This is a genomic window from Microcystis sp. M165S2 (genome assembly GCF_020245885.1).
In the GTDB taxonomy this organism is placed as follows: Bacteria; Cyanobacteriota; Cyanobacteriia; order Cyanobacteriales; family Microcystaceae; genus Microcystis.
In genome coordinates, this window is record NZ_JADBTZ010000240.1 from 1 (window position 1) to 12,342 (window position 12,342).

The 12,342-nt window shown below is 41.0% G+C and carries 13 protein-coding genes and 1 pseudogene; 13 read left to right on the plus strand and 1 reads right to left on the minus strand.

Translation table 11 applies throughout. The annotated features are described in order from the left end of the window. From IM479_RS12230 to dnaG, 13 genes and pseudogenes are all read left to right on the plus strand, one after another. Positions 1-129: pseudogene (locus IM479_RS12230) on the plus strand (RNA-guided endonuclease TnpB family protein); the annotation flags it as partial. A 287-nt stretch (positions 130-416) separates the two neighbouring features. Beyond that, complete coding sequence (locus IM479_RS12235) at positions 417-1,250, plus strand: photosystem II manganese-stabilizing polypeptide (protein ID WP_004162736.1); 834 nt, start codon at positions 417-419, stop codon at positions 1,248-1,250. Positions 1,251-1,669: 419 nt separating this feature from the next. Then, the gene (locus tag IM479_RS12240) at positions 1,670-1,879 is read left to right on the plus strand and encodes a hypothetical protein (protein WP_287686529.1); all 210 of its coding nucleotides are present in this window, start codon (positions 1,670-1,672) and stop codon (positions 1,877-1,879) included. A gap of 300 nt (positions 1,880-2,179) precedes the next feature. Continuing rightward, positions 2,180-3,337 (plus strand): hypothetical protein, encoded by a 1,158-nt coding sequence (locus IM479_RS12245; RefSeq protein ID WP_287686528.1) that lies wholly within the window; start codon positions 2,180-2,182, stop codon positions 3,335-3,337. Positions 3,338-3,417: 80 nt separating this feature from the next. Beyond that, the gene (locus IM479_RS12250; protein ID WP_287686526.1) at positions 3,418-3,771 is read left to right on the plus strand and encodes a type II toxin-antitoxin system Phd/YefM family antitoxin; all 354 of its coding nucleotides are present in this window, start codon (positions 3,418-3,420) and stop codon (positions 3,769-3,771) included. A gap of 50 nt (positions 3,772-3,821) precedes the next feature. Further along, positions 3,822-4,238, plus strand: a complete 417-nt coding sequence (locus IM479_RS12255) for a XisH family protein (protein ID WP_147073028.1) — start codon at positions 3,822-3,824, stop codon at positions 4,236-4,238. Further along, on the plus strand, positions 4,226-4,555 hold the full coding sequence (locus IM479_RS12260; RefSeq protein WP_287686523.1) for a XisI protein: 330 nt from the start codon (positions 4,226-4,228) through the stop codon (positions 4,553-4,555). The genes IM479_RS12255 and IM479_RS12260 overlap by 13 nt, the downstream gene beginning before the upstream one ends. Positions 4,556-4,656: 101 nt before the next feature. Next, positions 4,657-4,884 carry a type II toxin-antitoxin system Phd/YefM family antitoxin gene (locus tag IM479_RS12265; protein WP_287686521.1) on the plus strand — a complete coding sequence of 76 codons (228 nt, stop codon included), beginning with the start codon at positions 4,657-4,659 and terminating at the stop codon, positions 4,882-4,884. A gap of 162 nt (positions 4,885-5,046) precedes the next feature. Then, entirely contained in the window at positions 5,047-5,658 is a 612-nt protein-coding gene (locus tag IM479_RS12270) for a hypothetical protein (protein ID WP_287686519.1), read from the plus strand. A gap of 288 nt (positions 5,659-5,946) precedes the next feature. Then, positions 5,947-6,513 (plus strand): photosystem I assembly protein Ycf4, encoded by a 567-nt coding sequence (locus IM479_RS12275; RefSeq protein ID WP_061432225.1) that lies wholly within the window; start codon positions 5,947-5,949, stop codon positions 6,511-6,513. 28 nt (positions 6,514-6,541) lie between these two features. Beyond that, a complete protein-coding gene (locus IM479_RS12280; RefSeq protein WP_287079142.1) occupies positions 6,542-7,279 on the plus strand; it encodes a peptidylprolyl isomerase in 738 nt (245 codons plus the stop codon). 161 nt (positions 7,280-7,440) lie between these two features. Beyond that, the gene (locus IM479_RS12285) at positions 7,441-8,565 is read left to right on the plus strand and encodes a beta-ketoacyl-ACP synthase (protein WP_287686517.1); all 1,125 of its coding nucleotides are present in this window, start codon (positions 7,441-7,443) and stop codon (positions 8,563-8,565) included. Positions 8,566-9,012: 447 nt separating this feature from the next. Beyond that, complete coding sequence (gene dnaG / locus IM479_RS12290; RefSeq protein WP_287686515.1) at positions 9,013-10,890, plus strand: DNA primase; 1,878 nt, start codon at positions 9,013-9,015, stop codon at positions 10,888-10,890. Between the two features lie 12 nt (positions 10,891-10,902). Here dnaG and IM479_RS12295 read toward each other — a convergent pair whose 3' ends face one another. After that, positions 10,903-12,141, minus strand: coding sequence for a glycosyltransferase family protein (locus tag IM479_RS12295; protein ID WP_287686514.1), 1,239 nt, complete (start codon positions 12,139-12,141; stop codon positions 10,903-10,905). Between the last annotated feature and the right edge of the window lie 201 nt (positions 12,142-12,342).

The following is a 12,342-nucleotide window of genomic DNA, read 5'->3' on the forward strand; positions in this document are numbered from 1 at the left end:
AGTAAAAACATTTTGGCCGCAGGACTTGCGGTGTCAGTCTGTAGAGCGACCATAAGACCAGAACAGAGTAAATCTGTTAAGGCCGGTGCGGAACCCCGCAAGGGAAAGAAGCAGAAACCTAAATCGTGAGGTTTGGGAATCACCGTCCGTTTTACGGCGGTGAGGATGTCAACAGCTATCAGTTACTTAGAGCCTCCTGACTTGAAAGAGGGTGTAGGGTGTGGGGTGTGGGGTGTGGGGAGAACAAAGCTGCCTTTTGCATGAGTGCATGAGTGCCCCCTGTCTCCCATCTTCTCAATGGTCACTGATCTTTGATAAACTGAGTTTCGGTGAATTGGCGCAACCGATTCGATAATTCATCAGGCTATGGATCAAGGGTAGTAATTGTAAAGATTGACAAAGAGAGGTTGACATAGATGAGATTTCGTGCCTTGTTAGTTGCCTTTTTAGCCTTGTGCTTAGGGGTGTTGACAGCTTGTAGCGACGCGCCTAGTGCCGTCCTGAATAGAAACGAGCTAACCTATGATGAAATTTTAAACACGGGATTAGCTAACAAATGTCCGCAGATTTCCGAGTTCACCCGGGGTACTCTCCCCTTAGAACGCGGCGAAAGTTATGTGGTGACAGATTTATGCTTGGAACCCCAAGAATATTTTGTCAAGGGTGAACCCGTTAATAAGCGGGAAGCAGCCACCTTTATACCGGGTAAACTCCTAACCAGAGATACCACCAGTTTAGAACAGATGACAGCGAGTTTAACCGTAGGCGAAGACGGTGTTTTAACCCTCAAGGAAGAAGACGGTATCGATTTCCAACCCGTTACCGTACAATTACCCGGAGGTGAAAGAGTTCCCTTGTTCTTTACCATCAAAGGTTTCACCGGCAAAACCGAAGCCGGCTTTAACTCGATTAACAGTTCCACCGATTTTGAAGGCGACTTTAAAGTTCCCTCCTATCGTGGTGCTGGTTTCTTAGATCCCAAAGGTCGGGGTGTGGTGACGGGTTATGATAACGCTGTCGCTTTACCCGCTAGTGCTGATAGTCAAGATTTCCAGCGTGCTAACGTCAAAGCGACGGAACTGGGTAAAGGTACTATGTCTTTACAGGTAACTAAAGTTGACGCTTCTACCGGGGAGTTTGCTGGTGTTTTTGAAAGTGAGCAGCCTTCCGACACCGATTTAGGGGCAAAAGATGCTGAAGAAGTGAAAATTCGCGGCATTTTCTACGGTCGTCTCGAAGCTCGTGCCTAATTAATAAATTCAGAATTTCTGGAAATTAAGGCGAATTTCTCCCTAGAGAAGTTCGCTTTTTTCGGCTCTCTTGGGGTTGTTCAAGGGTTACACTAAATTTGGTTATTAAAAGCTTATTATTTAGGGTCTGCTGAATAAATCTAAAAACCTTGTCAGGTAAGACTTTTAGACTTTTTGTCAATCAAAAATTACCAGTTCTGGGAGTGATCGGGGGAAAATTCCGGGACTTTTTCTCTGAAAATTAGGTAATTGACCCCCTCAGAATCGGTAAAAACTTACACCCCACACCCCACACCCTGTCCCCACGAAAAACTTTTTCAGCAGACCCTATTTATTCTCCGTTTTGCCTCTTGCCTCTTGCATGAGTGCCTCTCCTGATATGTAGCCTATACTCAACGGATTTAGTATTACAATAAAGATTGACCTCGCCTTTACCCTTTCGAGCCGGTCAAAGAGTAGAAATTATTATTTTAGCAGAAGATGGTCAGGAAATCAACCCTCAATTAGAGGAGTTACGGCAAAAAATTGATAGTGCAACCGAGCAAATTTTAGCGGGTAATGTAACCGATGGTGAATTAGTTTTTGAGCAGTTAAAAACAAGATTAAGAGAAGAATATGGCTTAGAATAATGGCAATTTATCAATTCTCCCAAGGGGCAATTAATGATCCGGGGTGAGCGCATCTCAAACGCCATTGACAATTGACCAATTTTGTTATCCGCTTGCTGTGTAAGCATTTCAAGCGATACCAGTCAATCAGAATAGTTACGAACTCGATCCATTTGGTCGATTGTTGCTTAACAATTGAGAAGGCAAATCCTACCCAAATATGCCCGAATTGTGGGTAGGCAACCCACATAAAGTTCATTTTGTCAAGAATTTTTAAGATGCACTTACCCTGTGTTGATTCTCTGGTTTGACCCGATTACAATGAAAGTGGACTTAGAACCGGGTAAGAATGTCCCCGCTTGGTTTTTGGATAGCAACTACAACGGTTTATGTTTCCACGTCAATCAGGCATTTTTCCCCCGTACCGGCGCTTGGGATTCGATTAAGAAAGCTTTAAAGGGAACCGATGAGAAGTCGGTCTGGGAACATCTAGCAGGGACAACCAGCGCACCTTTTGAAGTGGGAGAACATCGGCAAATTGCCGTTAAAGTGATTGATGACCGGGGGAATGAATTGCTAGTAGTTAAGGATTTAAGAATAGAGGAACTATCAAAAATGAACAACTCAGAATCAGCGAAGTCAAATAATAATCGACTCCCGTTAATTATCACTTTACTTCTTGGTGTAATCTTTATAGGCTTAACTGCATTATATTTAAACCCTCAAATATTAATGACTGATACTGCCAAAACCTTAAAAGGGAAAGACTTTGTTGAAACAGAAAACACTATTAGAGGAAATGTACTTTCAATTGGAGGTGCAATTTTTATTGTTGCCACATTATGGGTAAGTATTGTGCAAACAGGAATTTCAGAAAAAACTCTAAATGCAACACTAAAACAGCTTGAATCGGAAAGGGAAAGAGGATGGAAACAGCTTGACCTAGAAAGACAAAAAGTTGACCAAGAAAGGGAAAAAGAATGGAAAAATAAAGTGGAAGAAGCTTATATAGAATGGGACGAAGCCTTTTTATCGGGGACGAAAAATGGGATATATATAGTTAGATATAGAGTAAATGGAGATAGCAAAAAAGAAGAAGAAGCAAAAAGAGAACATTCCACCGATCATTTTATCAGGGAAAAAGCTACTCTAAGAATCTTAATGTTTGAACAAAGAGATAGGGTTCTTGAGATATTCAAAAATATCAACAAATACCCTTACCCTCATTATCCAATTACCAAAAACATAGAAGACAAGAAACAAAGAGAAGAGGCTAAAACTTTATTTTGGAATATAGCCAACAGAAATGAAAAGATAATCGGTTATTTTTATGGAATAACACAGGAAAGATTGACTAATTTTTGTGATTGGATTAGTAATCCAGATGATGAGTTTGAACTGCCCAATTTTAACAATTATCTAGACGTTATAAAAGAGGAAGTTCCCCCTATTAAAAACCTGATTGAAAAACATTATTAATTTAACTAATGACCTAAGAAGTCAACGAACCGATTCTCAACTTCCCCTTTGATGAACAACCTTGATTAGGTGTACCCAAAATGGAAACTATCGACATAAATAAAGCCTTACCGCAAATCAATCAACTTCTAGAAAAAGCAGCTACAGGAGAAGAAATAATTATTACCAGAAATAATCAACCAATGGTAAAATTAGTATCACCTCAAACCATACCTAAACGTCCTCCTTTATTTGGTAGTGATAAAAATATAATTTACCTTAGGGATGACTTTAACCAATCTTTAGAAGATATAATTAAACAAAGTGACGAACAAGATAAACTATTAACCCCACAAGAAAGAACCGAGAAATGGTTAGATTTTGTTCAAACTCTTCCCTCAGAGAGTGCCAACTTACCAGATGAAGCTTTACATCGAGATACTATGTATGATTAATCGATTAATTTCTAGATGAACCTCTATTTGCTTATACTTAGAATAATTCTATGTCAGCCAAAGATATTTTTCATCAATCCGTGTGTATTGCCCTTGAAAAAGATGGCTGGAATATCACCCATGATCCCCTTTATCTTAAAGTCAATGACGTAGAATTTTACATCGACTTAGGCGCGGAAAGATTAATTGCCGCCGAAAAGGCAGGTCAAAAAATCGCCATAGAGATTAAATCTTTTTTAGGCGCATCTGAAGTCACCGAATTTCATCTCGCATTAGGACAAATCCTCAATTATCGGTTAGCATTAAAACAGGAACAACCCGAAAGAATTCTTTATCTAGCCATTCCTCAAGATACCTATGAGGACTTTTTCTCTCGTCAATTTATTCAAGACGCTGTAGCCGAATATAAAATTAAACTCTTAATCTTTAATTCTCTCAAACAAGAGGTGGTATTATGGAAAGAATAAACTACTCTCAACTGATTCAAGACATTCTCACCCAACATTCAGATCATGACAGCAAAAATGACACAGAAACTCAACTTCTTTTTGACACAAAACGCCATCATTACCAAGTCTTAAATATTGGTTGGAAAGAGCAAAAGCGAATCTATGGTGTGATTATTCATCTTGACATAAAAGATGAAAAAATCTGGATTCAAAGAGATGGAACAGAAATCGGCATTGCTAATCAATTAATCGCGGCTGGTGTTCCCAAACAAGATATAGTCTTAGGTTTTCAGGCTCCCTATAAACGCAGTTTAACCGAATTTGCCTTGAGTTAATACATAAGAAAAAAATCCTAAATAACCCTATGTCCTACGAAGTCAACGAACCGATTCTCAACTTCCCCTTTGATGAACAACCTTGATTAGGTGTACCCAAAATGGAAACTATCGACATAAATAAAGCCTTACCGCAAATCAATCAACTCCTAGAAAAAGCAGCTACAGGAGAAGAAATAATTATTACCAGAAATAATCAACCAATGGTAAAATTAGTATCACCTCAAACCATACCTAAACGTCCTCCTTTATTTGGCAGTGACAAGAATATAATTTCCATTGGTGATGACTTTGATGAACCATTAGAGGACTTTAAGGATTATATGTAATGAGATTACTATTGGATACTCATAGCTTAATTATTAGTGGTTAGAGAGTTGCTTAAAAATCAACAATGAAACCAACCCGACAATGGAGAAGCTTCTCTATATCGCACCCGTGACCTCGTACCCTCTCACCTGATGGATAAACTGAGACAGGGTAAAGTCTTGGTGACAAACTGGCATATCTTTGAGAAAAGAATCCCCTCGACTGCTGGCACTGATTCAGCAAAAGTAGTCAAAGTGGGAGTCAAAACCACCGCCGCCGAAGTGATTAAGATTGCGGCTAAGAATGAAACTGCTAGGGGAACAAGATATCTAACCCAAGAAACTTTAGGACAGCAAATCGCATTAGGTCGGTTAAAAGTCGCTGAAGGAGGGGAAAAATACGATGCACAGGGAAATTTAAAAGAAGTCGAAGTTGAAAGTACCCGCTATTTAGAAAGTGATGCCGCTTGGATTAAACGAATTTTAACCCAAGAAGTGGGTAATAAACGTAACATTTTAGTCTTTAATGATGAAGCTCACCATGCTTATCGTATTTACCCTAATAAAACTAATGGAAATGAAGAGGAGGAATTAGAAGAATTTGAAGAAAAAGAGGCTACTATTTGGGTAGAAGGATTAGACAGAATCCACAAATATCGAGGTATTAATTTCTGTGGGGATCTATCCGCTACTCCCTATTACTTAAAATCTTCCAAACAGAATACTAACAAACCCTTTGAGTCGGTCGTCAGTGATTTTAGTTTAATGGATGCCATTGAGGCAAACCCTAATTAACCATCTCTGCCATTACTTTTGAAAAAAAGTATTACACTTCATCTTTAGGAGCAACGCTATATTTATTCCTTTCCAAGTCAACCTTTTATTGGTAATAACTTTTCTGGAAGGTTATCACCTTTTCTGGAAGGCAATCGCCGGTACAGAGTACCCTTGATCTTAATCAGAGAAAAAGTGTATGAGTTATTTTGGCGGCATTCCGCTCCAAATCAACACCCTAGGTCGGGGTGGGGGAAGTGGGGAGAAAAAAGCTGGTAAAATAACTCTAGGCAACCTTAAAAAGAATTCATGAAAGCGCAAACAACAAGTAAAGATAGCCTGATCCTACGGCAAGAAGTAGTGGGTTCCCGTCGCCCTAGTAACTATTTTTGGGCTGTAATCGTCTCTATTGGCGGTCTAGGGTTTCTCCTCGCCGGTCTTTCCAGTTATTTGAAGGTCAATCTACTTCTCGTTAGCGATACCAGTTCCTTACAATTTATTCCCCAAGGAGTCGCCCTCCTCTTTTACGGTACTGCGGGGACTCTTTTAGCCATCTATCTCTGGTTATCTCTCCTCTGGAATGTTGGAGGTGGTTACAACGAGTTTAACAAGGAAACCGGCAAAGTTAAAATCTTTCGTTGGGGCTACCCGGGCAAAAATCGTCGCATTGATCTCGATTGGCCTCTCGAAGATGTGCAAGCTGTGCGGGCCGAAGTGCGAGAAGGACTCAACCCGAAACGGGAACTATTCCTGCGGATTAAACAGCGTCGCGATATCCCTTTAACTCGCGTCGGCGATCCTATGTCCCTCTCGGAATTGGAAAATCAAGGAGCGGAACTCGCTCGTTTTCTGGAAATTCCTCTAGAGGGATTGTAGGCCTTTTTTCGCTCTTTTTGGCTATAAAATGATGAAGATAAGAAAATCTTGCTGGCTGTCTCTAGTTTGTGTTTTTTTAATCACAACGACGACACTTTTCGGCTGTTCTTCCCCGGAAGCTAATTCCACCCCCGATAATTCTAGTATCACCCAAACCTCTCAACCTGCCAGTTCGGGCAGTGTCAACATGGATAATTACAAACCCCGCTTAGATGGAACTGCCGTCGTCGAGATGATAATCAAAGGTAAACCGGTAACGATCGAAATTGATGGCAATGCAGCCCCAATTACTGCCGGTAACTTTGTGGATCTGGTGGGGAGAGGTTTTTATAATGGTTTAACTTTCCATCGCGTGGTTAAGGAACCGCAGCCTTTTGTCGCCCAAGGTGGTGATCCCCAAGGTCGCGGAACTGGTGGTTTTGTTGATCCAGAAACCAAGCAATCCCGTTATGTTCCCCTGGAAATTCTCCTTAAAGACGAAAAAGAGCCGATTTATGGGAAATCAATCGGTCAACAGGCCACGGCGCGCACTCCCATCGTCGCTTTACCCCATAAACGCGGTGCAATCGCAATGGCCCGTTCTCAACAACCTAATTCCGCTTCTTCTCAATTTTATTTTGCCCTGTCGGATATCAATTTCCTCGATGGTGATTATGCCGTTTTTGGTTATGTAACTGAGGGAATGGAAGTGATCGATACGATCAAACAAGGGGATAAAATTGACTCGGCTAAAGTTATTTCCGGTGCAGAAAACCTGAAAAAATAGCGATCGGTTAGGGTGGGACCGGGCGACAATAATTTAATGTTCGCCGTCACCCACCCAATCATTTAATATTCCGATAACTGATAACTGATAACTGATACCTGATACCTGATACCTGATACCTGATACCTGATACCTGATAACTGATACCTGATAACTGATAAATGAATGTTGTGGTGACGGGAATTGGGTTGATCAGTTCTCTGGGAAATTTAAGTCAGAGTTGGCAAAGATTACTAGAGGGCAAAACTGGTATAACTAGGCAACAACCCTTTCCTGATTTACCCGCATTACCCCTGGGTTTAATCGGTCACAAACCGGCATTTTTAGAGGATTTAACCAAAATTGCCCTGATTGCTGCCCTTGAAGACGCGAAGTTAACCCCTCCCTTAAAGGATTGTGCTGTCACTATCGGTTCTAGTCGCGGTTGTCAGGGTTTATGGGAACAGATGGCAGCGACGGGAATAGTAGAAAACTGGTTAGATAGTTTACCCGATCGCGCCTCGGTATTGACCGCTAGATTGATAGAAACCGGCGCCCCAGTGTTAGCACCCATGGCGGCCTGTGCCACGGGTATCTGGTCGCTCGCGCAGGGTGTAGAATTAATTAAAATGGGAGAATGCGATCGAGTTTTAGCCGGGGCGATCGAAACCCCGATCACTCCCTTAACTTTGGTGGGATTTGAACAGATTGGAGCTTTGGCGAAAACGGGCTGTTATCCTTTTGATAGAGCTAGGGAGGGCTTGGTTTTGGGCGAAGCTGGGGCGATTTTAGTCCTTGAATCGGAAGAACTGGCTTTAAGCAGAAATGCCCCCATCTACGGGCAAATTTTGGGCTATGGTTTTACCTGCGATGCCGATCATGTCAGCGCCCCGGCGATTAATAATCGTAGTGCTACCAAAGCGATAGAACTATGTTTGCACAGAAGTCAATTAAGAAAAGATGAAATTAATTACATTCACGCCCACGGCACTAGCACGCGTTTAAACGATGAACGGGAGGCAAACCTGATCGCCAGCATTTTTGGCTCGCAAGTGGCTGTAAGCTCGACAAAAGGGGCAACAGGACACACTTTAGGGGCTTCGGGGGCATTAGGTGTGGCTTTTTGTTTAATGGCCCTGAAAAATCAGCTAATTCCCCCCTGTGTCGGTGTGCGCGAGTCGCCTTTTCAGTTAAATTTAACTAGATCGGCTGTTAATTTTTCCCTGCACAATTGTCTCTGTCTTAATTTCGGTTTCGGAGGACAAAATGCAGCCATCGCAGTGGGGAAGTTTTTCAGTGATCAGTGATCAGTAATCAGTAATCAGTGACGGGAGCATCTCACCTTTGTAACCCCTAAATCAGGTTTTATGTCAAGCTATTTTGAAAGCCTTGCTAGAAACCAGTTTTAGGGACAAGTATAATAATTACTCGCTTGCATAAATGAGATGCTCCCTCAGTGACCATTTCTTTCCCTGCCGGTCTCTGCATTTCTTTTTAACAAAACTTAACAATTATGGGCGAAATTTTGCTGGCTTTTGTCGGGAGATTTTGAGATAATATTTTTAAAAGATTTTATTCATAATGGGAATATTTGAACTCAAGAAAAATTGCACGGATTCCCATTATGAGAAAAGCATAGCACAAGCCGCCGCCAAAGTCAAGTCCTTTCTTATTACTTATGGGTGCGAATTTCCAGGAGTCAAAAAGGGCCTTAGTGGGGGTGCTAGGTATAGACTGATTACTGATAACTGATTATGGATACACCGCGACTACATCCGGATACGATCGAAGAAGTTAAACAAAGAATTGATATTGTGGATTTAATTTCCGAGAGAGTCGTCCTCAAAAAAAGGGGACGGGAATACGTCGGTTTATGTCCTTTTCACGAGGAAAAATCCCCCAGTTTTACGGTTAGTCCTGCCAAACAAATGTATTACTGTTTTGGCTGTGGTGCGGGGGGAAACGGGATTAAATTTTTCATGGAAGTGGGAAAACAATCTTTTAGTGAAGTGGTTTTCGATCTCGCTAGAAGATATCAAATCCCGATTAAAACTCTAGCAGTAGAACAGCGTCAGGAATTAGAGCAGAAATTATCCCTCAAGGAACAATTATACGAAATAATGGCCGTGGCGGTGAGTTTTTATCAACACGCCCTTAGTCAACCTCAAGGGGAAAAAGCGTTAGATTATCTCAAAGTACAACGACAACTAACCGCAGAAACTATCGCTAATTTTCAACTGGGATATTCTCCGGAAGGTTGGGAAACTCTCTATCGTTATTTAGTGGAACAAAAGCGCTATCCTGTGGCTTTAGTGGAACAAGCAGGATTAATTAAAGCGCGTCAAAATGGTAGCGGTTATTACGATCAATTTCGAGATCGTTTAATGATTCCTATTTTTGATAGTCAAGGACGAGCGATCGCTTTTGGTAGTCGCACTTTAGGTAATGAGCAGCCAAAGTATCTAAATTCTCCCGATACTCCTCTATTTGAAAAGGGAAAAACTCTCTTTGCGCTCGATCGAGCTAAACAGGCAATTATTCATCAAGATTTAGCCATAGTTGTGGAGGGTTATTTTGATGCGATCGCTCTCCATGCTGCCGGTATTACTAATGTAGTTGCCTGTTTAGGAACAGCCTTAAGTCAAGAGCAAATTAAATTACTTTTGCGCTACAGTGAAAGTAAACAAATAATCTTTAATTTTGATGCCGATCAAGCAGGAATTAAAGCGACACAACGAGCGATCGAGGAAATTAACTCCCTAGTTTATTCAGGACAAGTTAACCTAAAAATCCTCAATCTTCCCGATGGTAAAGATGCCGATGAATTTCTTAAATCCCATACTGACGGGGTGAATAGTTATCGAGAACTAATCGAAAAATCTCCTTTTTGGATTGATTGGCAAATCTCGCAAATGTTGGTCAATAAAGATTTAAAACAGGGACTAAATTTTCAACAAGTGTCTAGTAGTATGGTGAATTTACTGCAAAAGTTAATCGATAGCAATCAACGCACTTTTTATCTAGATTATTGTGCTGAAATTTTGGCTCAAAAAGATGCGACTCGTTTGCCTTATGTTTTCAAAAATCTCTCCAAACAGGTTAATAAACCTCTGGGAAAATCCCCAGCAATTAAGAGGAAAAATATTTTAGATAAATCCGAAAAAAATGGCTCAGAAACAGCCGAATGGTTGCTATTATTAATCTATCTGCATCGCTCTGAATATCGGGAAATGATTTTAGAATCTTTGGATGAAAAAGATTTAATTTTTAATTTCCCTGATTATCGTTGGTTATGGCAAGTAATTCTAGAGCTAGAAACCCAAATTACTAACCCAAGAGATTTGGTGTCAGCTTTACAGAATCATTTATTGATGATCGAGAACCAAAATCGTGATTTTAATTCTTTATTTCACTTAAATGAACATACCAGTCAGGAAATATTTCAGCCAGAAGAACAGATCAAAAATGCTATTATAGCTATGGAAAAAATTAGTTTAATGGAATATCGGCGCTACTGTCAAGAACAATTAATTAATGCTCTCGACAGCAATCAACGGGAATTTTATCAGCAGGAATTTTATCAAACTGTTAATAAATTAATCGAAATTGATCCTCTCTACCAACAAGCTTAATTCTCCGATTGATTAGAAGCTAGACAGTTGTTCTGCAATAATAAATACTAACTTATCCACTGCTCCCGCTTGCCCGCGTACTGAGCGCAATTTTTGCCGGATAGCCTCTAATTGTTCGGGATTTTCTAACCAAGATATAGCTATATTTGCCGCTTCTTCTGGTTGTAATTCCCCCAATAATTCCGGAACAATTTCGGCACTGGCCCAAATATTTGGCCAGGCATATAAACGCTTTTTCCGCAACATATAGAGATTAATTATCTTAGCAAATAAAGAACCCACCCCCGGCAGTTGGGCTAATAAACCGGGTAAACCGTCCCAAGTCCGCATCGCGTCTAGTTGCTGAGTCGGTAGTAAAATAATCATCGGGATTGCCAGCGCCCCTAATTCAGCAGTATTAGCACCCACCGTCGTTAAAGCTAAATGACAGCGAGAAAGCTGATTATGAGCGGGAAAAGCGGTAATTAGGTCAACTTTTACCCCCTTAGCTGTTTCTAGATAGGGTTTTTCACCGTTTTTTAATTTGGCAGCACTCCAACCAGTTTTATTAATCATCGGATTATAGCTAGGATCGGCAAATTTCGCCAAATAAGCTAAATTTATGGTAGGAGCAACGGGAATTAAGAATTTAGTCTGGGGATTGTGTGCGTGTATCTTTTCGGCAATGGCTAAGGTTAGGGGTACACCCTGAGCTAATTTCGAGGGTTTGGAACCGGGGAGGAGCGCGATTAAGGTAGCGTCATCAGGGGTGATAGCAGTGGGCAAATCCACCATTAAATCGCCGATAACAGTAAATTTATGCTGATATTGTCGGGGAATATTATTTAATACACTTGTATTCATCACGGCAAAGCGATCGATCCCCCGATACCAACGCGCTTCCCATTCCGCATAGATAACGGTGCGATAACCCAAACGTTTACCGATGGTGAGGGCAAAAAATTGATCGCCCCCTAAAAATAAAACGATGCCCTTGGGGTGCCAATCCCAATTATCGGCGGTTTTTCCCCAGAAAAGAAAATTAAAGAAGTTTTCTGGCGACTGGACTCGATCGACCTCCGGATATTTCCTAACTACTTCCGTTTCCGCCCCCATAGAATGAGTACAAGGGGAAAGAATCACCGAAATCCGCAACAGCGATCGATCTTCTGTTAAGTTTTGTCGCAATCTCTTGACAACTGGACGCACCCATGTAGATATTTCTCCCGGACCATTAGAGAGAATGAGCAGATCAACAGGAGAATCAAACATGATAAGTAGTCGTGCAAAATTAATGTCTTGGTTAGGATAGGCACTCATGCAAGGGGTAGTTAGGGTTTGCTGAATAAAGCTAAAAACCTTGTTGGGTAAGACTTTTAGACCTTTTGGAACTTAAAAAGTACTGGATATGGCAGTGATCGGGGGGAAATTTAGGCACTTTTTCCCTGAAAATTAGGTAATTGGCCACCTCAA